At 70.7% G+C, this 25353-nt stretch carries 19 protein-coding genes and 1 tRNA gene; 9 read left to right on the top strand and 11 right to left on the bottom strand.

Going from position 1 to position 25353, the window contains the following annotated elements; genetic code table 11:
• Nucleotides 1-257: 257 nt before the first annotated feature.
• From RUH65_RS00360 to RUH65_RS00350, 3 genes are all read right to left on the bottom strand, one after another.
• A complete protein-coding gene (locus RUH65_RS00360; RefSeq protein ID WP_313815165.1) occupies nucleotides 258-2915 on the bottom strand; it encodes a LuxR C-terminal-related transcriptional regulator in 2658 nt (885 codons plus the stop codon).
• Nucleotides 2912-5644, bottom strand: coding sequence for a LuxR C-terminal-related transcriptional regulator (locus RUH65_RS00355; RefSeq protein WP_313815164.1), 2733 nt, complete (start codon nucleotides 5642-5644; stop codon nucleotides 2912-2914). The genes RUH65_RS00360 and RUH65_RS00355 overlap by 4 nt, the downstream gene beginning before the upstream one ends.
• Before the next feature lie 282 nt (nucleotides 5645-5926).
• Nucleotides 5927-5998, bottom strand: a tRNA-Gln gene (locus RUH65_RS00350).
• Between the two features lie 274 nt (nucleotides 5999-6272).
• Between RUH65_RS00350 and RUH65_RS00345 the strand changes: the two genes are divergently transcribed.
• From RUH65_RS00345 to RUH65_RS00305, 9 genes are all read left to right on the top strand, one after another.
• Nucleotides 6273-6746 carry a UGSC family (seleno)protein gene (locus RUH65_RS00345; RefSeq protein WP_313815163.1) on the top strand — a complete coding sequence of 158 codons (474 nt, stop codon included), beginning with the start codon at nucleotides 6273-6275 and terminating at the stop codon, nucleotides 6744-6746.
• Nucleotides 6743-7816, top strand: a complete 1074-nt coding sequence (locus tag RUH65_RS00340) for a hypothetical protein (protein ID WP_313815162.1) — start codon at nucleotides 6743-6745, stop codon at nucleotides 7814-7816. Before RUH65_RS00345 ends, RUH65_RS00340 begins: the two co-directional genes overlap by 4 nt.
• Nucleotides 7817-7879: 63 nt before the next feature.
• Nucleotides 7880-8755, top strand: a complete 876-nt coding sequence (locus tag RUH65_RS00335) for an SDR family oxidoreductase (RefSeq protein ID WP_313815161.1) — start codon at nucleotides 7880-7882, stop codon at nucleotides 8753-8755.
• Between the two features lie 232 nt (nucleotides 8756-8987).
• Complete coding sequence (locus RUH65_RS00330; RefSeq protein WP_313815160.1) at nucleotides 8988-9848, top strand: IclR family transcriptional regulator; 861 nt, start codon at nucleotides 8988-8990, stop codon at nucleotides 9846-9848.
• A 208-nt stretch (nucleotides 9849-10056) separates the two neighbouring features.
• Nucleotides 10057-11079, top strand: coding sequence for an ABC transporter permease (locus RUH65_RS00325; protein WP_313815159.1), 1023 nt, complete (start codon nucleotides 10057-10059; stop codon nucleotides 11077-11079).
• 186 nt (nucleotides 11080-11265) lie between these two features.
• Nucleotides 11266-12075, top strand: a complete 810-nt coding sequence (locus RUH65_RS00320; RefSeq protein ID WP_313815158.1) for an ABC transporter permease — start codon at nucleotides 11266-11268, stop codon at nucleotides 12073-12075.
• A complete protein-coding gene (locus RUH65_RS00315; protein WP_313815157.1) occupies nucleotides 12072-12989 on the top strand; it encodes an ABC transporter ATP-binding protein in 918 nt (305 codons plus the stop codon). Before RUH65_RS00320 ends, RUH65_RS00315 begins: the two co-directional genes overlap by 4 nt.
• The gene (locus tag RUH65_RS00310) at nucleotides 12979-13755 is read left to right on the top strand and encodes an ATP-binding cassette domain-containing protein (RefSeq protein WP_313815156.1); all 777 of its coding nucleotides are present in this window, start codon (nucleotides 12979-12981) and stop codon (nucleotides 13753-13755) included. Before RUH65_RS00315 ends, RUH65_RS00310 begins: the two co-directional genes overlap by 11 nt.
• 68 nt (nucleotides 13756-13823) lie before the next feature.
• Entirely contained in the window at nucleotides 13824-15428 is a 1605-nt protein-coding gene (locus RUH65_RS00305; RefSeq protein WP_313815155.1) for an ABC transporter substrate-binding protein, read from the top strand.
• A 4-nt stretch (nucleotides 15429-15432) separates the two neighbouring features.
• Here RUH65_RS00305 and RUH65_RS00300 read toward each other — a convergent pair whose 3' ends face one another.
• From RUH65_RS00300 to RUH65_RS00265, 8 genes are all read right to left on the bottom strand, one after another.
• Nucleotides 15433-17301: an ABC-F family ATP-binding cassette domain-containing protein gene (locus tag RUH65_RS00300; RefSeq protein ID WP_313815154.1), complete on the bottom strand. Its 1869-nt coding sequence runs from the start codon at nucleotides 17299-17301 to the stop codon at nucleotides 15433-15435.
• Nucleotides 17302-18270, bottom strand: a complete 969-nt coding sequence (locus RUH65_RS00295) for a 4-(cytidine 5'-diphospho)-2-C-methyl-D-erythritol kinase (RefSeq protein ID WP_313815153.1) — start codon at nucleotides 18268-18270, stop codon at nucleotides 17302-17304.
• Nucleotides 18267-19199 (bottom strand): 16S rRNA (adenine(1518)-N(6)/adenine(1519)-N(6))-dimethyltransferase RsmA, encoded by a 933-nt coding sequence (rsmA, locus tag RUH65_RS00290; RefSeq protein ID WP_396179297.1) that lies wholly within the window; start codon nucleotides 19197-19199, stop codon nucleotides 18267-18269. The genes RUH65_RS00295 and rsmA overlap by 4 nt, the downstream gene beginning before the upstream one ends.
• A 95-nt stretch (nucleotides 19200-19294) precedes the next feature.
• Nucleotides 19295-20332: a transglycosylase family protein gene (locus tag RUH65_RS00285; protein WP_313815151.1), complete on the bottom strand. Its 1038-nt coding sequence runs from the start codon at nucleotides 20330-20332 to the stop codon at nucleotides 19295-19297.
• A gap of 186 nt (nucleotides 20333-20518) precedes the next feature.
• The gene (locus RUH65_RS00280; protein WP_313815150.1) at nucleotides 20519-21529 is read right to left on the bottom strand and encodes a TatD family hydrolase; all 1011 of its coding nucleotides are present in this window, start codon (nucleotides 21527-21529) and stop codon (nucleotides 20519-20521) included.
• A gap of 114 nt (nucleotides 21530-21643) precedes the next feature.
• A complete protein-coding gene (locus RUH65_RS00275) occupies nucleotides 21644-23104 on the bottom strand; it encodes a PepSY domain-containing protein (RefSeq protein ID WP_313815149.1) in 1461 nt (486 codons plus the stop codon).
• Nucleotides 23101-24468, bottom strand: coding sequence for a Dyp-type peroxidase (locus RUH65_RS00270; protein WP_313815148.1), 1368 nt, complete (start codon nucleotides 24466-24468; stop codon nucleotides 23101-23103). Before RUH65_RS00270 ends, RUH65_RS00275 begins: the two co-directional genes overlap by 4 nt.
• Nucleotides 24455-25168, bottom strand: coding sequence for a copper chaperone PCu(A)C (locus RUH65_RS00265; protein WP_313815147.1), 714 nt, complete (start codon nucleotides 25166-25168; stop codon nucleotides 24455-24457). Before RUH65_RS00265 ends, RUH65_RS00270 begins: the two co-directional genes overlap by 14 nt.
• Nucleotides 25169-25353 lie beyond the last annotated feature (185 nt).

Here is a 25353-nt window from a genome sequence, read left to right as displayed (position 1 = left end):
GGCCGGGGATGGCCTGCCGTTCGGACACCTTGAGCGTAGGTTCGGGGACCCCCGTCACACACCCGTATCCGCCTACTCGATTTGTCTGCGTGGACCGCGTGTGCGGTACCTGTCCGCTCCCTACGGGTACCCGGCACCCTCGTGGAATGACGCCGGCCACACTGGTGCTCTTTCATACGAGCGAGGCACCCGTCCCCCAGGTGGGGGGGGGGGGGTCCCTCACAAGGTCCGGAATCCGGACGCGCTCATGCTGCGCTTCAGAACTGGAGGTCGCGCAGCTCAGATCGGTCGGCGATGCCCAGCTTCGTGAACACCCGGTACAGGTGTCCCTCCACGGTCCGTTGCGAGACGAAGAGCTTCTCCGCCACGGCGGCGTTGCTCAACCCCTGGGCCGCCAGGTCCACGATCTCCTGTTCCCGCACGGTCAACTCGCCCAGGGCCAGGGCCCCCGCGATGTACGGCGGGAAGACGACGCCGGCCCGGCTCTGCAGGTGCTTGAGCCGACGGAGCGCCTCGCCACGGCGGCGCAGGTCACCAGCGCGGTGGTGCAGAAGGATCAGCCGGGCCCAGCACAGCGCCGCCGGCAGGACCGCTCCAGCGGCGGCCGCCTCCTCGGCCGCCTCGGCCAGTCCCCTCGGGTCCCGGACCAGGGACGGGTCCAGGGCCCGGGCGATTCCCGCTGAGCGTGGTCCCTGCGTGACCGTGGCGGTGCCGTGCAACTCCTCGATCACGGCCTCGTCCAGGTCCAGGGGATCCCGCAGCAGGATCAGGCTGAGCAGGATCTCGCGCCGGATGACGGGGTCTTGCTCCAGGCGCGGGTCTTCGAGGATTCGGCGCCACAGCGGTGGGTCCTCGTCCGCGGCGTCCGGATTGCGGTCCTCGGCGATGCTGAACAGGGCCAGGGACAACAGCCATCGGCTCTCCGGTCCGTAGGATGCTCCCGCCGCACGTTCCTCGGCGGTGGGGCTGGGCAGTCCCACGGTGACGGCGGCCCGCTGCGGTGCCAGCAAAGCCTCGGCGTACGGGAGCATCTGGGCGGGATCGTGGTGACGCAGCTCCACGACGGCGTCTTCCAGCCAGGCGGTCGCCTTCACCGGTGCCCCGTCGGCCGTCTCGGCCAGGTGCTGCAGGACCAGCACGGTGCCGGACCGCTGATGCCACTGGCGTGGTTCCAGGCTCAGCTGGTCCGCCAAGACCGCCTTGGCCCGGTCCGTGTACCCCGCCGCGATGTAGGCGAGCACCAGGTACACGAGGGCGTCCAGGCCGAACCGGGCGGAGAAGACCGGGACGGTGGCCGCGAGCTCGTAGGCCCGCTCCGCGGCGGGGATGGCGGCGTCCGGTTGTCCGGCCATGGCCAGGGCATCGGCCTGCATCAGCAGCATGATGGCCCGGGTGAAGTCCGGGGTCTGCGGATCATCTACCAGGAGCTGGGCCTGCTCCAGCAGTTCAGGCCGGTGCAGGTGAAGCGCGTCGCTGACCAGCATGTCCACCATCGTGGCCAGGGAAGCCGGCGTGACGGTGTGCTGGGGCAACCGTTCCCTGAGCTGGGCCATCAACGCGGGCAGGGCAGCCCAGGGGTTGGGTGCGTCCCCGGTCCGCACCCGGTTCAGGGCCATCAGGCTGAGGGCCTCCAGCCTGAGGTTCGGGTCCGTGGTCCGGACCGTCAGTTCCTCCAGCTCCGTCCTGGCCGCCCAGGTCCGTCCACCCACGAGCATGAGTTCGGATACGAGCAGGGCGGCCCGCGGATCCTGTGACTCGGACAGGAGGGGGGCCATGGCGCGGGCGGTGGGCCAGTCCTTGACCTGCAGCGCCCGGTAGCCGGCGTCCATGATCTCGCTGAGCGGCACCGGCTGTCCGCATTCCAGCGCCCAGAGGACGCTGCGGGCGGTCCGGTGTTCCGCCGCATCGCCGCCCGCGGCGTGCCACCTCTTGTACAGCTCAAAGCTGCGCCCCGGCGGGATGCGAGCCCGGAGCACCTCGGCGTGGATGGCCGCGGCCGGGCCCACCATGTCCGTGGACGCCCCCTCCCGCAGGAAGCCGGCGCCGAGCAGGTCATGCACATGCTCCCCCGCCACGGTCCTCAGGAGGGACCGCGGCGCCCACCCGGCCAGGGCCACGAGATCGAGTGTCTCGCGTTCGCCGGGCAGCAGGGAATCGTGCATGGCCTCCACCGTGTCGATGAGCCGCCCGTCCGGATCCGGGGCGGCCCGCAAGAGCATCCACGGCGCCGGCCGTCCCGGCAGTGCCGCCCCTTTCGGGGCCCGCACGAGGATCCCCTGGTCATGCGCGGACGCCAGGTAGGCGTTGATCAACCGGGGGTTACCCCCGGTCATCCCATGGATGGTTCGCACGGCGGCCTCGGTCAGCGGCCCGTCGAGGACCCCCGTGCACTGCCGCCGGACCTGCTGCAGGTCCGCGGGCTCCAGGCGGATGGTACTCAGTACACCGGTGTCTGCCAGGGCCGCGATGCCGGACTCCCGGCCGAGTGATCCGGTTCCGATCGTCAGCAGCGTGGCGGCCCGGTTCTGCACCAGCTGTGCCAGCACGAAGGCACTGGCCGCGTCGAGGTGCTGGACATCCACCACCACGATGACGGGGTTCGGCCCGAACTGCTGCAGGGCACGCAACACCTCCACAGGGGTGGTGAGGCCGGGCAGTGTGGCCAACAGGGGCGTCAGGGCCCCATACGGTACCTCGCGCAGGTTGGGGCTGCACTGGACGGTCTGCACGTCCGCCGTGCGTCCGCTGATCTCCAGGGCGGTCTGGACGAGGGAGGACTTGCCCATGCCGGGGCCGCCCAGGATCACGGCACCGGCAAAGCGCTCCCCCTGCAGGATGTCCACCAGGATGTCGACCTCCGGCGTCCTGCGCGGCAGGGTCCGCGGCGGAACGCGGCCCGTGACGGGTGCGGTCATGACGCGTTCCGTTGCGGGGCGTGCGCCGCAGCCAGCCGGGTCAGCTCGGCACGGCCCTTGAGCTGGAGCTTGGCGTAGATCTGGTAGAGGTGTCCTTCCACCGTCCGGATCGAGATCCCGCTGATCCGCGCGATCATGGCGTTGCTCTTGCCCGCCACCACGAGCCGCGAGATCTCCTTCTCCCGGCGGGTCAGCTCGGCCATCCAGTCCGGATCGCCCTCCAAGTCCTCCGTCTCCGCACCGCTCTTGCGCGCTGCGGATGCCGCGGTCTCGGCTAGGCGCCGTAACTGAGCGGGTGGCAGGTCCTTCAGCAGGGGTGAGCTGACGCGCTCGAAGTGCGCCGCATACCCCGCCGCCGCCAGTTGTTCCAGGGACCGGTACAGCAGGTCATGATCGTCCTCGAGCACCGATCGGGCCATCAGCAGACCCGGCCCGGAGGTGAGCGTCTGGGTGCCGGCAGCCGTCTCGGCCAGCCGCGGTGCCAGCCACATCTCTCCGAACTGGAAGGCGCTGGCCACCGCGAAGAACTCCACGGCGTAGAGCCCGTCGGCGGCAGCCCGGTCCGCGAGCGCCAGGATCCTCGCCGTCCGTGCCCGGGTGGAGTGGATCTCACCCGTGGACCAGGCCAGGAACAGTTCGGCCAGCCAGCCCAGCCGCCCCAGGGACGGGGCCGCCGCCGCGCGCGGATGTCCCTCCGCGCGGGCGTCCAGCAGCCGTGAGGGATCTCCTCCGGACGGATCGCTACGGTCGGCGGCACAGAACGCCTGAATGGCGATCGCCAGCTGGAGGTCCTGTGGTTGGCCGGCCACCTCCAGTTGGGCCGCCGCCCGTGAAGCCCGCTGCTCGGCGCGGTCCGGGTATCCCGTGATGGCGTCCAGGGCGGCGATGATGAGATCGGCATACAACACCGCATGGGGATTACCATGCCTCCCGGCCAGGACCGCCTCGGCCAGGTCCCGGCACCGCTGGGTCTGACCGCAGGTCAGCAGGACGGTCAGCATGGACTCTGCCATCACGGCCCGCTCGTAGGGACTGAGCACATCGTTGATGATTCCCAGGGTCCGGAAGCCGGTGAGTTCCCGGTCGAGCGAGACCAGGAGGCCCAGGGCGCCGGTCTGGTCGTCCGCCAGGGCCAGCGCCTCAGCACGGATGGACTTGGCGCGGAAGTGGATCGCCTCACTCGTGAAGAACACCCCGCCGGCGTCGAGCAGTTCAGGACGGTGTTCGGCCGGAACCACCTCCAAGCAGGCCAAGGTTTCGCGGAGGTCTCCGCGGGCCACGGCCAAGGCCGCGGCCTGCACGCTGAGCACGGCGGAGGACTGTTCCGGCGAACGCCGGATCGCTGCCTCGGCACCGTCCAGGTCGCCCACCACGGCCCGGGCCCGCGACTCGGCCCAGGCCAGGTGGACCCGACCCGCGGCCAAGGAGGCCCGCGGGCGGCCGCCCGTGGCCCGGACGACGTCGGAGAACAGGGAAATGGCTCCCTCAGCATCGCCGGCGGCCACCAGATCCTGGGCCGCCCGGAGCACGCTGAGGTATCCGGGGTCGAGGGCCTCGAGAGTACTGGCCAGCTCACGGTGACGGTCCGGTTCGATGGCCGCCAGGATCTCGGCCGCCTGCACGGAGGTGACCAGGGCCAGCCGGCCGCTGTGGCCGTTCCTGATCTCGAGCACCCGCTCGTCGTCGAGTTCGTCCAGCTCGGCGGCGAATCCCGTGTGGATGAGGTCACCGACGCGCATGGGCCCGCAGATCGCCAGCATCTCCAGCAACGCTCGCTGGCGCACCGGAAGATCCCGCAACACCGCGGTCGAGGCACCTCCCGAGGTGGATCGGGGCAGCGGTCCCGGGGCGAGGACCCAGCTGGAATCGATGCGCCGCAGCTTCCCGGAGACCACGCAGTCCCGGGCCAGTTGCCGCAACCGGTGGACGGAGCCCGAGCTGTGCTGCCACAGCACGGTCGAGGCGAAGCGGGACACGGTTCCCCCGAGCACTTCTTCGAGCAGACCGTGACTCGCCGTGGGGGTCAGCGGCCAGACCGTGATCCCGGTCAGGATCCCCATCCGGCGAAGGGCCGCCAGATCGAGGGGGGCCTCCGTCGGCCGGTCGCAGTGCACCACCAGGGTGATGCGGTTGATCTGGGACAGCTGTGCCAGGACGGTGATGGTGTCCGGGTCGATCTGGTCCGCCTGGGACACGATCACGATGGCCGGCTGCTCTCCGGGCGAGCGCAGGTAATCGGCCAGGGCCCAGACCATGCCGTGAATCTGCGCCGGCGGCGCCTCCTGCAGTCCAGAGAGCAGGATGGCCAGGGCTCCGTAAGGGGTGGCCGCAGCGAAAGGGCTGCCGTGGAGCCGGTAGACCGCCCGGTCCGGGCTGACTCCCGAGAGAGCCGATTCAATGGTCTCGCGGCGGTCACCGAGTTCGCCGGTTACAATCGCCCCGCCGGCACCGTGGCCCGTCAGAATCCTGCCGAGGGCCCGGGTCGCCTCATCCGGGGACTCCATCCAGCGACCGTCTGCCCCCGAGTCCAGCCAGGAGAGATCCAGCGGCGCCAGATCGGGGACGGCTACGGGGTCAGAAGCCAGCAGCCCGGTGGGGTGGATTACCGGTACCGGTCCGGGACGTGGGGGCTGGTCATGCTGGTCTTGCTCGTCGTGCTGGCCTGAGGACGGTTCGGTCACGAGCCGTTCGGGCGCGATGGATGGGGACGGGGAGGGAGACGGTTGCATGCTGTGAGCTTCCGGTTCAGTACTGACCATCCGGAGGGGGATCCGGACGGACCGCCGGGTGAGGGCGGTCCAGGGGCGGGGATGCCTCTAACCACCAGATCCTATGGAGCGCCGGCAAAGAGCGGAAGGTCCGTCCGCTGGAATGCGGTCCCCCGGGGTGAATTCAACCCTCGGATTTAACCCTTGACATTGCTCCGGGACGATGCATCGGCCAGTTTTCCCGATGTGCCTCTTCGGCCGAGAGGCGGGCGTCCTCGCCGCGGGCGGCATGGCGCCGCAGAGTTCCGCCCATAGGATTCGAACCTATACTGCACAGCTCCAAAGGCTGGCGTGCTGCCGTTACACCAGGGCGGAAAGGGTCGGCGTCGGACGGCCGTCGCGGACCGGCAACCTATTCTTCCACAGAGTACGGACCGACGCAGACGACGGTGGCACACGCAGGTCTTCCATCGCTTGGAATCCAACCCACCGAGAGCCTCCACCCCGGTCATAGTGGCCAGACGAGACTGCGGCAGCTGCCGCGAGGATGGAGGAAGCCATGACGGCCGGGATCCTTGACCCCACCATCAGCAGCATCAGCGGTAGAGAGCGGCCCGGCGGGCCGGCCACTGCAACCCAGAGTGCGACGGTGCCTCAGGTGGATTCCCTCCGGGGCAAGCGCGTGGGCCTGCTGGAGAACACGAAACGCAATGCAGCGGCCCTCCTGGATGCCCTGGGCACCGGACTGGCGGAGACGGACCACGTCGACCTGGTCCGGATGACGAAGCAGGACTTCGCCATGCCCTTGGCGCCAGACGTGGTGAAGGGCATCATCCACGACTGCGATGTGGTGGTGATCGGCATCGGTGACTGCGGCTCCTGCAGCGCCGCCGCGGTGGCGGACGGCATCGCCCTGGAGGAGCGGGGAGTGCCCGTGGCGGTCCTGTGCACGGAGGCCTTCGAGGTCACGTCACGTGCCATGGCCGGGCTCAAGGGGCGGCCGGACTTCCCCGTGCTTCTCATGCCGCATCCGATCGCCAATCTGACGAACGGAGACCTCACGGAACGCGGCCAGACGCTGGCGTCCCGGGTGCGCGGCCACTTCCTCGGCCCGGCCGCATGAGCCCGGACCTGGACGGGCCCACGGTTCCGGCGGGCACCACCGTCCCGGAGACCCGGCTGGATCCCGCCGCCTCCCGCGCCATGGCCGAGTACCTGTTCGACCGCGGGTGGTCGGACGGCCTGCCCGTGCTCCCGGCCACGCTGGAGGTAGTCGAGGACTTCCTGCTCCACACCGACCGGGATCCGGACGAGGTCCTGGCCGGTCTGCCCCAGCTGGACCGCCACGCCACTGTCCGGGACATCGCCCTGCACGCCGCCATGGCCGGGTGCCGCCCGGAGTACCTGCCCGTCGTCCTGACCGCCTGGGAGGCCCTGTCCCATGAGCGGGCGGCACGGGGTGGTGGCTGGCAGTCCACCAGCGGCCCGGCCCCCTTAGTGATCGTCAACGGCCCGATCCGCCACCGCCTGGGCGTCAACTCCACCGGCGGGGTGTTCGGTCCGGGGTTCCGGGCGAACATGACCATCCCCCGCGCCCTGGGCCTGACCGTGCGCAACGGCTTCGGAGTGGTTCCGCAACAACTGGAACAGGCGACCCAGGGGGTCCCGGGCCGCTGGTTCCACTGCGTGGGCGAGGACGAGGAGTCCAGCCCCTGGGCACCGCACAGCGCCGAGACCGGGGTGCCGGCCGGGCAGGACGCCGTCAGCGTGGTCCTGACCCGGACCAGCGAGTTCATCGACAACCGTTCCTTCCGCAGTGCCGGGGAGCTCCTGCGGGACATCGCGGACACCCTGCAACGGATGGGTCCCTGGATCTTCCGCAGCAGCTCGGCCGTCCTCGTCCTGAACCCGGCGCATGCCCGCGCCCTCGATGACGAGGGCCTGTCGAAGCAGGACGTCCGCCAATGGCTCGTCGAGCAGGCCGGGCACACTGAGGCCGATCTGGCCGCCGCCGGCAAGGGCCTGAGTGACCGACCCTTCGGCCCCTTCGCCCCGGACCACTTCCACCCGGCCGTCACGGACGCCACACCGGCTTCCCTGCCGATCGTGGTGGCCGGCTCCCCCAACGCGGCGATCTCCATGGTGGTCCGGGTGTTCAGCACGTGGTCGGGGCAATCCTTCCCGGTGCACTGACCCGCACGCCCACCCACCTCACAGCCCACCCACCCCACACCCCGACCCTAGGAGCACCACACCGTGTCCACCACCGCCCCCAGCCCCAGTACCGGCACTCACCCCCAGGCCTGGTCCGCAGCCGTCCAGGACGAGATCGCCCAGGCCGAGCACACTCCCTGGCTCGCCGGCAAGACAGCCGTCGTCGCCGGCGGCGGCCTGAGCGGGCCCGAGGGCGGCGTGGGTTTCGCCATGGCCTGGCTCTTCTCCCGGGCCGGCGCGGCCATCGCGGTGCTGGACCGGGACCAGGAGGCGGCGCAGCGGACCGTGGACGCCATCCGGGAGGCCGGGGGCCAGGCCAGCCGCTTCGCCGTGGACCTCACCGATGAGACGGATGTCCTGGCCACCGTGGACCGGGTGCTGGCCGAGTACGGATCCATCGACGTGGTGGGCAATTCCGTGGGCGGCGGCGGTATCACCGGCATCTTCGAGACCTCCCTGGAGGACTACCAGCGCGCCTTCGACGTCAACCTGGGCACCGCGCTGCTGCTGATGCGCGCCGTACAACCCCACATGACCTCCGGCGGGGCCATCATCCACGTCTCCTCCGGGGCGGTGGAGGGCCGCGGCCCCGGACTGCCCTACACACTGGCCAAGACGGCCCTCGAGAAGCTCTGCGTCGGCGCGGCCGCCACCCTGGCTCCGCGCGGCATCCGGGTCAACTGCATCCGGGTCGGCATGATCTGGGGCGCCTTCGCCGCTCGCGGCATGTCCCAGGAGCGCCGCGAGCTCAGAGCCGGCAGCGTGGCTCTGCGCACCGAGGGCAACGTCTGGGACATCGCGTCCGCCGCGCATTTTCTGTGCACCCCCGCCGCCCGGTGGGTCACCGGCCAGGTCCTCCCCGTGGACGGTGGCGGGACGGTGGCCCCGAGCGCGGGCCAGGCCGGATCCACCTCCTGACGGTCCGCTCCGGCCTGCCCCCTCCCCTCAGCCCCTTCCCCTCCGGCTTTCACCCGGCGGAAACCGGCCAGTAGGCACGACGCCGGCCCCTAACCTGATCCACACCCACCACCGGTGCGCCCCGCGAGCCCCGTCTCGCGCACGCCACTGAGCTTCCGGCTTCCGGCATCCGCCGGTCCGATTCGGCTGACGGCGTACCCCAACCGGGTGGGCACCGGAGGACTGACCCGCGATGAACCAGAACCTGCCCGTGGACATCCAGAGCGTCCGCGACCGGCTCCGCGACACCGCACCCGGACGCCCCAAGCGCACGGCCGCCTCCCGCGTCCTGTCCCTGCTGGACGCGTTCGGCCACCGGGGTGAGCCGCTGACGCTCTCCGAGATCGCCCGCCGTGCCGACTTGAGCCTGACCACCACCCACCGCCTCGCCCACGAGGTGCGGGAATGGGGCGGCCTGGACCTGGACGAGGAGGGACGGTACTGCCTCAGCCGCAAGATCTTGGAATTGGCGAGCGCCTCCACGGAGGACCTGCGCATCCGCGAGCTGGCCCTTCCGCATCTGGTGGACCTGCAACGCCGGACCGGACTCACCGTCAACCTCTCCGTGCGGGAGGGTGAGGATGTCATGTACCTGGAGGCCCTGCGGGCCCATCCCAACTACACGGGGCAGAACCGTATGGGCGGCCGGCTCCCCCTCCATGTCACCGCCACCGGGCTGGTCCTGCTGGCCTTCTCCAGCCGGCAGGAGCAGGACGAGTACCTGGCCACCCCCCTCAAGCGGTACACCCGGTTCACCAAGACCCGGCCTGAGGAACTGCACGAGAGCATGGACGCGGCCCGGCGCGAGGGCATCCTCCGGCTGGACGGCGCCCTGGCTGCCGGGGCCGGCTCCATCGCGGCCCCGGTGCCCGATGCCCTGGGCCAAGTCGATGTGGCCGTGGGCGCCATCTACGCGCTGCGGAACCCGGAACCCCACGGACTGCCGGACCTGGTGCTCGCCACCGCCCGCCGCATCGCCCGGGCGCGCTCCGAGCGCCCCGTCCTGGACCCTCGCACCATCGCCTTCAACCGCAGCCAGGCCGGTCTGGGCTGACGACGCCGGCCGAGCCGCTTCACCCTCCGGCGCGCCTTCCAACGCGTGGAAGGCGCCCTGTGGTCCACGTCACAGCCCCAGCAGACTGAGGGGAAACCCGGTCCGGACGGTCCCGGTCCACTCCCCCGGCCTCACGGCCGGGTCAACGGACCCCGGTGCATTCGCACCCGCCTCCTGACCGGATCCCCCCACCGCCGAGGAGGTGCCGGTGAAGGCCCGATTGATCCACTACGGCAGTCTGCTGTTGTCGTCACTCATCCTGTTCATCGCCGTGATCACGGTGCTGTTCTTCCTGCTGGAGCTGGCCCCGGGGGACCCCATCCAGACCCTGGTCGGTGACGTCCCCCTCTCCGAGGCCTTCCGGGCGCAGATCACCGCCGCCTACGGCCTGGACAAGTCGGTCTGGGAACGGTACGTGCTCTACCTCGGCAACGTCTTCACCGGAAACCTCGGGTTCTCCTTCGGCACGAACAACGAGCCGGTGCTGGACCTGATCCTCAGCCGGGCCGGGAACACCCTGGCCCTGGCGGTCCCCGCCTTCCTGATCTCCACCATCGGCGGCATCATCCTCGGCTCGATCGCCGCCCGGACCCGCAAGCGGTGGCTGGACGGCGGCATCTCCGGAGGCGCCGTGGCACTGTTCTCCGTCCCCAACTTCTGGTTCGGCATGCTGCTGATCATGGTGTTCTCGATCTGGCTGGGCTGGTTCCCCACCCAGGGCAAGAGCCCCTACGGGCAGCCGGGCATCGGCCTCGAGTACCTGGTCCTGCCCGTCATCACCATGGCCACCAGCGAGCTGGCGTACAAGACCCGCATCATGCGCTCGTCCATGATCGAGTCCCTGGGCCAGGACTTCGTGGACACGGCCCGCTCCAAGGGCCTCTCCTCGTCCCACGTGCTCTGGCGCCACGCCCTGCCCAACGCCCTGCTGCCCATGGTCACGGTCTCCGGCTACAGCCTCGGCTACATCCTGGCCGGATCTGTGCTGGTGGAACGGGTGTTCGGCTGGCCCGGCATGGGCCTGCTGTTCATCGACGCCATCAACCGCCAGAACAACATGGTCATCCTGGGCGTGGTGATCGTCCTGACCGTCGTGATCATCCTCGTCAACATCCTCACGGACGTGGTGTACGGGCTGGTCGATCCACGGTTGCGAGCCCAGTTCTCCCCCCAACGCACCCTGCCGCCCGAGGGCCGGCAGGACCGGCAGAGTGACGAGGTAGCGGCATGACCCAGCAGGAAACCAGCATGGTCCCCCCACCGGAGACCGCCGGCGCCGCCCGTGCCCTGGACCGGATGTTCCGCAATCGCAGCACCGCCCGGCCGCACCGGGGCACCACCACCGGCACGGCCGGACGCCCCCGCCGGTGCCGCCGGCCGGCGTCGTCCCCCGGGCACCGAACGGTCCCCCTGGCGCGTGTTCCTGCGCAAGCCCAGCACCATGGTGTTCCTGCCCCTGCTGGGGCTGTTCGTCCTCATCGCGGCCCTCGGACCGCTCCTGGTGGGCGATCCCTCCGCGACCGGCAACGCCGAACTGCTGGCGCCCAGTGCCGCCCACCCCCTGGGTACCGACCACCTGGGCCGGGACTACCTGGCCCGCGTGGTCAACGGCGGCCAGATCTCCCTCCTGGTGGGCTTCACCGTGGCGGTCCTCTGCATGACCATCGGCCTGATCGTCGGCGGACTCGCCGGCTATCACGGCGGCTGGATGGACACCCTGATGGTCAAGCTCGCGGAGTTCTTCCAGGTGCTGCCCGGCATCGTGCTGGCCCTGGTGGCGGCGGCGCTGCTGGGGGCCAACGTCTTCATCATCGTGGCCATCCTCTCCATCACCATGTGGCCGGCGGTGGCCAGGATCGTGCGGGCCGAGGCCATGCGCATCTCCCAGCTGGGCTACGTGGAGTCCGCCCGTGCGGCCGGGTTCCGGTCCGTGCGCATCATCTGGTCCGATGTGCTGCCCAACGCCCTGCCGCCCGTGCTGGTGGCCACGTCCATGACGGTGGGCCGGGCCATCCTCATCGAGTCGGGCCTGGCCTACCTGGGCATCGGTGATCCGTCCCACCCCTCGTGGGGTGCCCTGCTGAACTCCGCACAGGCCTACATGCGGGACGGCTGGTGGCTGGCCGTGGCCCCAGGCCTGTGCATCTTCCTGGTGGTGCTCGCCGTCAACATGCTCGGCGACGCCCTCAACGACGCCTACAACCCCACCGTCGGGAGGGTGAAATGACCACCACAGAGAACCCACCGGCAGCGGGCACTCCGCTGATCGAGCTCACCGGACTGAACGTGGTGCTGCCCACCGGGGAACGCAGCGAGGTGGAGGCGGTGAAGTCGGTGGACCTGGTGGTCCACGACGGCGAACGCGTCGGCCTGGTCGGCGAGTCCGGGTCCGGCAAGTCCGTCACCGGCCGGTCCATCGCCGGTCTGCTGCCCACCTCCCCCCGGGTGCGGGTGAGCGGCTCCATCCGCATCCGCGGCCAGGAGATGGTCGGGGCGCCGGCGCGGACCTGGGACGAGGTCCGGCGCAAGACCGTGGGCATGATCTTCCAGGACCCGTTGACGTTCCTGAACCCGACGATGCGCGTGGGGCGGCAGGTGGCCGAGTCGATCCCCGACCGGCGGCTGGTGCGCTCCGGGGCGGGCGGGGACCGCACGGCGCGGGACCGGGCCGTGTTCCGGTTCCTGCGGCAGGCCGGGTTGCCGGACGCCGAACAGGTCGCCGCGTCCTTCCCGCACGAACTCTCCGGCGGCATGCGCCAGCGGGTGCTGATCGCCATCGCCATCGCCAAGGAGCCGTCCCTGGTCCTGGCCGACGAGCCGACCACGGCCCTGGACGCCACCGTGCAGCAGCACGTGCTGCGCACCCTGGATGAGACCGTGGCCGAGCTCGGGACCTCGCTCATGCTCATCTCCCACGACCTCGCGGTGGTGGCCGGGATGACCGACCGGGTCTATGTCATGTACGCCGGCCGGATCGTGGAGGAGGGCCCCACCGCCCGGGTGCTCGCCGAGCCGCGGCACGAGTACACCCAGGCCCTGCTGCGCAGTGTCCGCAGCCTCACCGACCGGGACACCGACTTGTATTCCATCCCCCTGGCCCTGCGCCAGCGGTTCGCCGAGGAGCCGACCCATGTTGCTTGAGGCCATCGACGTCTCCAAGACGTTCCGTTCCCGCCGCACCTCGGCGCCCGTCCACGCCGTGCAGAACGCCACCCTGCGGGCCAGGCCCGGCGAGTTCGTGGCGATCGTGGGTGAGTCCGGTTCCGGCAAGTCCACCCTGGCCCGCCTGCTGCTGGACCTGCTCGACCCGACCGCGGGCTCCATCCAGCTGGACGGACGCGAGGTCGGCTCCATGGACCGCACCGAACGCCGGGCCTACCGGCGCAGTGTCCAGGCGGTGCTGCAGGATCCGGCCGGGTCCCTGAACCCCCGCAAGCGAGTGGTGCAGGCGATCGGCGAGGTCATCCGGCTGCACGGGATGGCCCGGGGGCCCGCCGAGACCCGCCAACGGGTCACCGAGGTCCTCGAGCTGGTGGGCATGGAGCCCGCGGCGGCCTTCATGGACCGCTTTCCGCACGAGCTCTCCGGCGGGCAGCGTCAGAGGGTGCTGATCGCGCGCGCCATCGCCCTGGATCCCCGCATCATCGTGGCCGACGAGGCCGTCTCCGCCCTCGATGCCTCCGTGAAGGCCGGCGTACTGGCCGTGATGGCAGACCTGAAGGACCGGCTCGGGGTCGGCTACGTCTTCATCACCCACGACCTGCCGGTGGTGCAGAAGGTCGCCGACCATGTGTACGTCATGCGCCACGGCCGCATCCTGGAGCACGGGCCGAAGGACCAGATCTTCGCGGACCCCTCCCACCCCTACACCCGTGAACTGCTCGCGGCGTCTCCGGCCCTGCCCTGAGCCCCGGCCGGCGTCCCACCAAGCACCTGCACCCATCCCTGCACCTCACCCTTGAAAGGCACCACATCATGCGCACACCACAGAAGCGAACCACCGGCCTGCTGGCCGTGCTCGCCGCCGGGGCCCTCGCCCTGACCGCGTGCACCGGAGGCACCGCCGGCGGAGGCGGCAACGGGGCCGAGGGCGGAGAACGTGTATACGTCCAGGCCATCGCCGACGATCCGATGGGCCTGAACGCCCAGCTGATCAGCGGCGCCACCCCCTCCATGTTCAGCGCCCAGATCCTGGACCCGCTGATCTTCCTCTCGCAGGACTACGAGATGACCCCGGGCCTGGCCGAGTCCTGGGAGCTCAGCGACGACGGCCTGGACCTGACCCTGGTCCTGCGGGAGGGCGTCACCTGGCACGACGGCGAGCCCTTCACCGCGGAGGACGTGGCTTTCAACTTCGAGGAGATCGTGCCCCTGCAGTCCTTCGGGGCGCAGATCGGCGAACGGCTGGAATCGGCCGAAGTGGTGGACGAGCACACCGTGGTCCTGCACCTGACCGAGCCGTTCGGGCCCCTGCTGGAGACGGTGGCCTCCCAGTTCATGGTCCCGAAGCACCTCTACGAGGGCACCGACTACGTGACGAACCAGGCGAACATGGAGCCGATCGGCACCGGGCCAATGGTCTTCGACTCCTACAGCTCCGGGGAACAGGTCACCCTGACCGCCAACCCGGACTACTGGGGCGGCGAGGTCCAGGTGGACCGGGCCGTCTACCCGATCATGACGGACCCAAATGCCCGGGCCGAGGCTCTGTTCGCCGGTGAGGTGGACCAGGCCTCCGTGGACGTCTCCCAGCAGGACCGCGTCGCGGATGACCCCACCACACTGCTGCTGGAAGACAGCAACTTCCCGCAGCTCGTGACCGTCATGTTCAATGCCCAGAGCGAGTACCTGGAGGATCCGGCGGTGCGGGCCGCCGTCTTCGCCGCCCTGGACCGGGAGGCGATCGTGGATACCGCCTTGAGTGGCATCGGCACGCCGGCCAACGGGTTCTTCCCCGAAGCCCTGGAGTGGGCCGTGAGCCCGGACGTGGATTTCTCACAGGACTTCCCGCGGGACGTGGACGCCATCAACGAGGCCTTGGATGAGGCCGGGTTCGAGCGCGGGGCTGACGGGATGCGGTTCACCCTGAACGTCCGGTACATCAATGAGCTCTCGGACGTGGCCGCCACCGTGGAGATGGCCCAGTCCATGCTGGAGGAGGTCGGCATCGGCATCGAGATGCAGGGCACCTCGGGCGCGGTCTTCACCGAGAAGGTCTACACGGAGAGCGACTTCGACCTGGCGTTCCTGCGCTCGACCGTCGGCGCGGACCCCAGCATCGGGATCGTGCGCTGGTACGAGTGCAACGACCAGAAGGCGGCCGCGGCCAATCCGTCCGGCCTGTGTGATCCCGAGATCGACGCCGCCGCGGCCGAGGCCCTGGCGACCTCCGTCCAGGCCGAGCGCGGCGTGGCGTTGACGGCCCTGCAGGACCGCGCCGCCGAGATGATGTACTACGCGCCGCTGGCCTGGTTCAACGGCGCCTTCCCGACCATCAACACGACGCGCTGGCAGGGTCAGGATGAGCCCACGCCGATGACCAACCGGATGCCGTGGACCACCATGACGATGGACGGGTAGGCGCCTAGCCCTCGGCGACCTCGCCGGCCTCGAGCCAGGCCATCTCGGCCTCGTCCTTGCGCTCGTGCAGGTCCTGTAACTGGGCGTTGGCCTCGGCCAGGGCGCCGAAGTCGCCGGCCGCGGACAGGGTGGCCATCCGCTCGTGCAGCGCGGACTCCTCCTGGGTCATCCGGGCCAGCTGCTTCTCCAGCTTGGCGGCCTCCTTGCGGGCGGCCCGCTTCTCGGCCTCGCTGACGCCGCCCTGCCCGGCGGCTCCCTCCCCCGCCTTCCCGACGCCGGCCCCGGAGCCGGCAGCGCCGGCACCGCCCGCTCCGGTGCCGGTCCCGCCGAAGCCGGTGCCGCCGGCCTCCTGGGCGGCGCGCAGCTTCAGGTACTGCTCCACACCCCCGGGCAGGTCACGGATCTGACCGTCGCCGAGCAGGGCCAGCTGATGGTCGGTGACGCGTTCGAGCAGGTAGCGGTCGTGGGACACCACCACGAGGGTGCCGGGCCAGCCGTCCAGCATGTCCTCCACCGCGGCCAAGGTGTCCGTGTCCAGGTCGTTGGTCGGCTCGTCCAGCATGAGCACGTTCGGGGAGCCGACCATCAGGCGCAGCAGCTGCAGCCGGCGGCGCTCGCCGCCGGAGAGGTCCGCCACCGGCGTCCACTGGCGGGAGGTGCCGAAGCCGAGCTGCTCCAGCAGCTGTCCCGGGGACAGGTCTTTGCCCCCCACCTGGAAGGAGTTACCCTCCTGGGCCATGACCTCGGCCACGCGCAGGTGCCGCACCTCGTCGAGTTCCGTGACGTCCTGGGTGAGGATGGCCGTCTGCACGGTCTTGCCGCGGCGGATTCGGCCGGAGTCCGGCGTGAGCTGGCCGTCGAGCAGGCGCATGAGGGTGGACTTGCCGGCGCCGTTGACGCCCACGATGCCCACCCGTTCGCCGGGGGCCAGCCGCAGCGTGACGTCGTCGAACAGCGTGCGGCTCCCGCCGCCGTCGGGCACCGGGACGGAATAGGTGACGTCCTCCAGGTCCAGGACGTCCTTGCCCAACCGGGCGGTGGCCATCTTGGACAGGGAGACGGAGTCCCGGGGCTCGGGGACGTCCGCGATGACGGCGTTGGCGGCGTCGATGCGGAACTTGGGCTTGGAGGTGCGGGCCGGGGCGCCGCGGCGCAGCCACGCCAACTCCTTCTTCACCAGTTGCTGGCGTTTGCCCTCGATCACGGCGGCGGCGCGGTCCCGTTCGGCGCGGGCGAGCATCCAGGCCGCGTAGCCGCCGTCGAAGGGCTCCACCGTGGCGTCATGGACCTCCCAGGTGCGCGTGCAGACCTCGTCGAGGAACCAGCGGTCGTGGGTGACCACGAGCAGGCCTCCGTCCGTGGCGCGCCAGCGGGTCTTGAGGTGTTCGGCCAGCCAGGCCACACCCTCCACGTCCAGGTGGTTGGTGGGCTCGTCCAGGAAGATCAGGTCGTCGCCACCGGCGAGCAGCCGGGCCAGGGCGGTGCGGCGGCGCTGGCCGCCGGAGAGGGTGCCCACGGTGCGGCCCCAGTCCAGTCCGCCGAGCAGGCCGCCCATGACGTCGCGGACCTTCGCATCCGAGGCCCAGACGTGGTCTGGGACATCGCCGACCACGGCGTGCTGCACCGTGTCCTCGGGGTCGAGGTCGTCCCGCTGGTCCAGGACGCCCAGGGTGGTGCCGCCGCGGCGGGTGACCCGGCCGTCGTCGGGGTCCTGCTGGCCGGCAAGGATCCGCATCAGAGTGGACTTGCCGTCACCGTTGCGGCCGACGAGACCGATCCGGTCCCCCTCGTCCACGCCGATCGAGACGGCGTCGAGGACAGTACGCGTGCCAAAGGAGATGCCGATGTTCTCGGCGCCGAGCAAATGAGCCATTTACAGCACTCTAGCCCCGTGGACCGGCCCATGGACGGCCACGGCGGCCACCCCGGTGCGGTCCTCGATGCGGGCGGCCAGCTGGAAGCTCTCCTCCGCGCTGCGGGCCAGGAACATCACGGTCGGGCCCGAGCCGGAGACCTGGCCGGCCAGGGCCCCCTCCTCGAGACCGACGTCCAGCATCTCGGAGAGCTCCGGCACCAGGGTGGCGGCGGGGACCTGCAGGTCATTGGCGAGCAGCAGGGCCAACTCCTCGGCATCACCGGACGTCAGCGCCTGGACGAGGTGGGGGTCCACCTCGGGGTCCGCCTCGGGCATGGGCAGCCCGCCCTCCTCGCGCAGCTGGTCCAGCAGCCCGTAGACCTGCGGGGTGGAGAGCCCGGTGGCGGCGGGCACCAGGACCAGGTGCACCGGATGGCGGGCCAGCAGGGGCGTGAGCTCATCGCCCACCCCGAGCCCGACGGCGGCCCCGCCCATCACGGCGAACGGCACGTCCGCGCCCAACGGCGCGGCGATCTCGGCCAGGGCCTGCCGGGAGAGGCCCGCGTCCCACAGGGCGGCGCAGGCCAGCAGGGCGGCGGCGGCGTCCGCGGACCCTCCACCCATGCCCCCGGCCACGGGGACCTGCTTGGTGATCTCCAGGTGCACGCCGTGGGTCTGCGGATCACGTCCCAGGTGCTCCCGCAGACGCAGCGCGGCCCGGGCGGCCAGGTTCGAGGAGTCCACGGGGATGGCGTCCGGGTCCACGAACGCACTGGACTGCTCGGAGAGGGCCACCGTGATCTCGCCGTCCTGGCGGGGGGTGGCCGTCACCTCCTCCAGCATCGAGACCGCGAGGTAGACGCTCGCCACCGGGTGGTAGCCGTCCGCACGCGGGCTGCCCACGCGCAGGGACAGGTTGACCTTGCCGGGGGCCTGCGCCGTCGCGTGACTGAAGAGCCGGGTGGCCGAGGGGGCAGGAAGGCTCACAGGCCGGCTCCTTCAGTGGGGGTCTCGGCGGCGGAGCCGTCCACCCGATGGGCGGCGATGCGGGCGAAGTCCCCGATGCCGAGCACCTCACCGCGGGCCCGGGGGTCGACTCCGGCGGCCCGCAGGGTGGCCTCGGCCGCGGTGGGTGATCCGGCCCACCCGGACAGTGCCGCCCGCAGCGTCTTGCGGCGCTGGGCGAAGGCGGCGTCCACCACGGCGAAGACCTCTTGACGACTGGCCGTGGCCTCGGGCGGCTGACGCCGGGAGAAGGCCACCAGCCCGGACTGGATCTTGGGGGCCGGCCAGAACACGTTCTTGCCGACGGTGCCGGCCTTGCGGACGGAGGCGTACCAGGCCGCCTTGGCGGAGGGCACGCCGTACGTCTTGGACCCCGGCCCGGCGGCGAGCCGGTCCGCGACCTCCTCCTGGACCATGACCAGGCCGTGCTCCAGCGAGGGCAATTCGGCCAGCAGGTGCAGCAGCACGGGCACGGCCACGTTGTAGGGCAGGTTGGCGACCAGGGCGGTGGGAGGGCCGGAGGCCGCGGCGGGACGGGCGGCTTCGAGCTCCGCGGCGGAGACGTGCATGGCGTCAGCCAGCACCACGGCCAGGCGATGGCCGGCCCCGGGGCGGAATTCCTCGGCGGTGCGGGCCAGCCGGCCGGCGGGAACGGGGTCGATCTCCACGGCGGTGACGGCCTCGGCCGCGTCCAGCAGCCCGAGCGTGAGCGACCCCAGGCCGGGGCCGATCTCGAGGGCGTGCTCGCCGGCACCCGTGCCGGAGACGGCCGTGATCCGCCGGATGGTGTTGGGGTCGATCACGAAGTTCTGCCCCAGTGTCTTGGTGGGCCGCAGGTCCAGCTCCGAGGCCAGTCGCCGGATGTCGGCGGGGGAAAGCAAGGGGGCGTCGGGTCCGGTCACGCACTCCATCCTACGTGGGGAAGAGACGCCAAGGGCCCGCCGAGGCGGGCCCTTGGGGATAACGGCGTCCTGCTGACGCCGGTGCAGCGGTGCGCTTCAGGCGCTCAGCGCAGGCCGAGCTGGGCGGAGCAGTGCGGCCAGTGGCCCCAGCCGCCGTTGGCCCGCAGGTTCTCAGCGGTGGCGATCTGCTCGGCCGGCGTGGCCTGGTGCGGCAGCGGCGCATACTGGGTGCCGCCGGCACCGGCCCACGAGGAGGCCGAGAACTGCAGGCCACCGTAGTAGCCGTTGCCGGTGTTGATGGACCAGTTGCCGCCGGACTCGCACTGGGCCAGGGACTGCCACACGCCGGACGCCGGGGCGCTGGCCCGCGACGCGGAGGAGGTGCCGGACGGCTCGGACGAACTGGCCGACTCAGACGAACTGGCCGAGTCAGTCGCCGCAGACGACCTGGCGGAGTCCGCGGCAGAGCTGGCGGAGGAGCGGGTCGGCTCCGGCTTCTGGGTCCCGACGGCGATGCGACGCTCGGCCGGTTCGCTCACGGTCTCGGTGGACGCGACCTGGCGGTCGGTTTCCTCACCGTCCACGGTGGTGACGGACCAGGTGGTGATCTTCTCGCCGGGAGTGCCGGCGGCCAGGACGGAGGTCTTGCCCTCGGCCAGGTCCTCGTCCTCGACCTCGACGGTCTCGAAGGGCACCTCCTCGGAGGTGGTCTCGGTGGTGGTGTCCACCCGCTGGACGGTCACGTCCACGTCCTGGGTGATCTCGGTGTCCAGGGCCGGCGAGACCAGGTCGTCCGCATCGAAGGACACCTCGTTCTCCCGCAGCGCCTGTTCGATGGTGGAGGCCTGGGTGGCGAAGCTCGTGGTCTCCCCGCCGGCGGTCACGGTGAGCACCTTCGGCAGGTCCACGGTCACCTGGGACGCGCGCTCCAGCTGGAGGACGGATTCGCCGAGGCTTTCGCCCGGAGCGCCCGCGTCCTGGCCGGCGTCCCGGGCGGAGACCCGGCTGGCGGTCTGATCCGAGGCGGTGACCTCGGCGCCGCGCTGGGTGACCACGAAGGCCACCAGTCCGCCGACCACCAGGGCCAGGGCTGCTACTTGGGCGATCACCTTGGCCAGGCGGCCCTTCATCATTCGTGCCATGTCCGTCCCGACGTTGTCGTCTCCGGTCACGGGGCTTCAGGGCCAATGGCACAGGCACACTGAACGGCCCGATCCGGCCCATTGAGGGACAACGATAACGGCAAGATAACGAAGATCTCAAATTGATCACGGCGGCCGGCGTGTCCGGAGTCCTTCCGGCGCGCCCGCGGGGGGCGAAAGCGCTGGTCAGAAGTCCCCGTAGACGCGCCTCGTGTTGTTCGCCACAGCCGCCGCCAGCACGTCGGCCTCCAGCCCGCGGGTCTCGGCCATGCCGCGCAGGGTCAGCGGCACCAGGTAGGGCGCGTTCGGGCGGCCCCGCCAGGGATGCGGGGTCAGGAACGGAGCGTCGGTCTCCACCAGGAGCAGGTCCTCGCGGGCCTCGGACAGCGCCGCGCGCAGGCCGTCATTGGCTTTGAAGGTCACGGGGCCGGCGAAGGACATGTACCAGCCGTGCTCGTTGCAGATCCGGGCGAGCTCCACATCACCGGAGAAGCAGTGGAACACCACCCGGTCCGGGCGCCGCGGGGTGTCCACGAGGATCCGGACCACGTCGTCATGGGCGTCCCGATCGTGGATCTGCACGGCCTTGCCCAGCCGGTGCGCCAGGTCCAGGTGCCAGCGGAACGCCTCCTGCTGGTCCTCCACCCCCTCGGGGCCCGTGCGGTAGTAGTCGAGGCCGGTCTCCCCCACGGCACGCACCCGGGGGTGGGCCGCGAGCGTCTCGATCTCGGCCAGCGCGGCGTCCAGGTGGCCGCGGGAGGCCAGCCGGGCGGCGTCGTTGGGGTGGATGGCCACGGCCCCCAGCAACCGGGGCTCGGCCTCGATCGCCTCGATGGTGAAGCGCGCCGACTCCACGTCACATCCCACCTGGATGGCCCCGGCGACCCCAACGGCGGCCGCGGCGTCCATCGCCTGGTGCACGTCCACGGAGACCAGGCCATCGCGGAAGTCCAGGTGGGTGTGGTTGTCCACCACGGGCACCCCCAGCGGTTCGGGTGCCGGCGGGTACTCCAGCCGGCGCTGGCGCTTGGACTTCTCCTCGTGTGGTTCCCGACGCCGGCCGGCAGCCGAGCCCTCCGCCTCGCCGTCACCGGTGGCCGGACTCTCGGTGGCGACCGGACGATAGGCCTCGGGAACGGCGGAGGTCTCGGGGTCGGTTGCGGCGCTGTCGGGCGTCGAGGATGCATCGGGGGCCATGCGCACCATGCTGGCACATCAGGATTCGGGCCCGGCAACTCCCGGGCGGGGTGCCCAGGCGCGAAGCGCTCGGGCGGGCAAGGATGTGCCCTGCTCGCTTGCCCGCCCGGGCGGCTAGGGGGACGGCACCCTTCGTTGTCGGGAGAGGCCGATCAACGTGTCGAGGACCAGGAACCCGAGCAGGGTCCATCCGACCAGAGGCAGGGCCAGAGCGATGAGGATCGCGCCGGTGGCGAGAGCCGCCAGACCCCACCAGGGTGCCCGTCCCAGGACGCCTCGCCGGGGCGGCGTGCCGACGGGTGACCGGGATTCGCGGGTAGGCCGGCGTTTCCACCACATCAGGTAGCCCAGCACGACCATGGTGGCGATGCCGGCGGCCAGGAAGAACAAGGCGATCTGGTTGGCCAGTCCGAACATGGAGCCCATGTGCAGGTCGATGCCCCACCGGGCGAGTTTCGCGGGGAGGCTGAACTCGGCGAAGTCCACGCGGTCGGTGGCCTCCAGGGTGGCGCCGTCGATGGCCACGGCGTCGACCTCCGTGGGGAAGCTGCGCTGGATCTCTTGGACGAGCCAGGCCGTCCCCTCGTCGGCGGGTGGCCTGATCTCCACCAGACCGGTGTTCACGTTGACCTGCTGGGAGGTGGCGAGCACGGCGTCGAAGATCGCCGGGTCCGTGCTGGCCGGCTCTGGGCCGCCGGGGGCGGATGCTGCATCTCCGTGGTGGTGGGCGTGTTCATCGACGGTGCCGGCCGGGTTCTCAAGACTGGTGCTGACCGTGGGGGTACCCCAGTTCAGGGCCGTGCGCAGGTTGGTCACGTTGGTCCCGGCCAGTTGGGACCAGGTGATGCCCGTGGCCGAGAGGAACAGAGCTCCCAGCACGATCCAGATCCCGAGGGAAGCATGCCAGCCAGAGAGGCGACGGCGTCCCGCGAGCCCGCGGCGGGGGCGGAGGAGATCTTTCTTCACCCGGGCCCGGCGAAGGCGCACGATCCACAGTCCGAGGCCGGCGAGGGCGACGATCCAGAGCCAGGAGGCGGCCAGCTCGCTGTAGAACCGTCCGGCATCGCCCAGGTGCAGGCTGCGGTGCAGCTGATCGATCCAGGTGCGCAACGGCAGGGCTCCGCTGGTGCCGTAGACGGTCATGTCGCCGAGCACCTGCCCCGTTCCCGGGTCGATGAAGACCGCGCGGGACTCGCTGTCACCGAGCCCGTCCTGATCGAACATCACCCGGGTGGTGTCGCCGGGGTCCGGGGCCGGACGGACGGCGGTGAGGGTGGCCTCTTCCCCGATGCGCTCCTGTGCGATGCCGACCTGCTCCCCCAGGGACAGCGGATCCGCGGTGGGCGGGGCACGGAGCACGTCGGCGTAGACGGCCTGCTCGAGCTGAGGGGAGAGAGCGTAGAGGGCACCGCTGGTGGCCGCGATGAGGATGAAAGGGCCGACGAGGATCCCGGCATAGAAGTGCAGGCGCAACAGGAGGGCACCGAACCACTTCTGCGGAGGGCGGGGCGGATCGGCGGACCGTGCTGGCGGCGGTGATCCCGGGTGAGTGTGGAGCGTCTGGTGCGTCGTCATGGCGTGGTGGTCTTTTCCGTGAAGAGGACATCGCCGATGAAGCCGCCTTCGGTGCATCCAGGAGGGATGGCGAAGACGGCTGAGCCGATCGGCGTGGTCCAGAGGTTCAGGTGGTCGGAGGAGTCCAGGCGTCGTTGGATCGGCACGTATTGCCGGTCCACATCGCACTGATAGGCGGCGAACAACAACCCCGCGTTGGACACTGGACGGGTCGCACCGTCGGTGTCGTCGGATCCCAGGTCCGGGCCGTCGTCGTAGTTGTACGCCCGGCGGAGCATGGCCTCGTCCGGGTTGTCGGTGCGGGAACGGCGCACGTGCGCGATGTCGGAGATCGTCGAGAACCCCGTGGGGTTGACGGCCTCCAGGTCTGGCTCGTCATGCTCGCGCTCCCCGGTGAGAGGCGCCCCGGTGTCCAGCCGTCGGCCGACCACGAGTTCCTTGCCCGGCCGGTCGAGCTCATCCCAGGAATCCAGGTCCATCGAGATGCGCCGCAGGACCAATGAGGTGCCGTTGGGAACCCAGGGCACCAGGGGCGACGTGGTGCCGTCCGCTTCACCTCCCCAGACCACGCGCTCCATGTGGCCGCTTTCCCTGGAGGGGTTGCCCGTGCCATCCACCTGACCGAACAGGTTGCGCATGGTCGTGCCCCCGGGGTGCGATCCACGGGCGGCCCGGAACCCGGTCTGGACCCACCGCACGGTGGTGAAGGCCCGGGCGTCCTTGAGCAACATCCGGCGCGCGTGGGCCAGGGAGACCGGGTCGTCCCCGCAGACCTGCAACAGCAGGTCCCCACCACTCCACCTGTCCTGCAGTCGGTCGATGCCGAAGTCCGGCAGATCCCTCAGCCAGGACGGAGCCCGCCCGGACGCCACGATCCGCATCAGTTCGGGCCCGAATCCGAAGGTCACGGTCAGCCGTGCCGGGGCGGCGGCCAACTCGGGCTCGGTGTCCGCCAGGGTGGCTTGGCCCTGGGTGAGCCGGGCCGAATCGTCGGTGAGCAGCTTCAGCATCCGCTGGATCCCGTCCCGGTCAGCGCCCTCACGCAAGTTCATCGCCACGAACACCGCATGGGTCTGGGCCGGCGTCTCGATGCCCGCCTGCCGCGGTCCGTAGAACGGCACAGTGTCGGTGCCCTGCGGCGAGCTGACGGGGACCGTCCCCGACTGACCGCCCGGACGCACCAAGCCATCTGTGCCCACCTCGCCGGAACCACCGCCAGCCGGTGGCGCGGTGGTCGGAGCGGCGTACCAGCCGCCCGCGTAGCCCAGGGCCGAGCCGACCAGCCCCCCTCCGACGACGCCCGCACCGAGCAGGAATCCGCGACGGGTCGGGTCGAACCGGTCCTCGTGCTCAGTGCTCGCCATGCCCGGCCCCTTGATCCATGTCGCCCATGTCTCCCATGTCATGTCCAGCGCCATGGCCCGTGCTGTCCGACGCCTCGTCCGTGCCCTCGTAGGTCTCGTTGGCTCCGGCATAGTCCTTGGCCACGGCCGTCAGGGTCTGCGTGCTGCCATCGGAGAACTCCACGACGACCTCGACGGTCTGTCCGGGTTCTATGGACTCGTTCAGTCCCATGGGCATCAGGTGGTTTCCGCCGGGAACCAGGGTCAGGGCTTCACCGGCCGGCACGGTGAATCCGCCCTCCTTCTCCTGCATCATGGTGGCGCCCGAACCGTCGTCTACGGTCTCGTGCAGCTCGACGGCGTCTGCCATCGGAGTGCGGGCGTCGACAATCTGCAGGTCCTGGTCCGTGGTGTTGGTCAGGGTCGCGAAGACCGCGGTCATCATGTCTTCCTGCTTGACAGCCTTGATCCAGGGGTCTTCAACGGACAACGGTGCGGTCGATGACGCCGAGGCGTCCTCTCGTGCACTGTCGGTGGACGTGGTACCACCGGCACTCGGGGCGGTGCTGCCGCCCTGGTCCGAGGCCGGCGCCGCGCAACCGGTCATCAGCAGCACGATGGCCGCACTGGTACCGAGCCATGCAGAGGCACCTCGCGCGCGACGGCCGGAGCGCGTGGAACGAATTGAACGGGACGAAGAGGTGGTCGTGGACAGCATCATGGGACTACTCCTGAGAGGACTGGGGTGCTCGAACGGTCGATCCGGCACAGCACCCAGGGAAAAGTGGATGGAGCCTGCGAGCGGAGGAGCGCGGAACGGCGTGAGGCCGCCGCGGCGCCTCGGGGACGCTCACGGAGAAAAGGGGATGCGTCGTCGCGCGCGCCCGTGGGACGTTGAGATGCCCC

It is taken from the genome of Citricoccus sp. (genome assembly GCF_032154715.1).
In the GTDB taxonomy this organism is placed as follows: Bacteria; Actinomycetota; Actinomycetes; order Actinomycetales; family Micrococcaceae; genus Citricoccus.
This window is presented reverse-complemented; position numbering and strand designations above follow the sequence as displayed.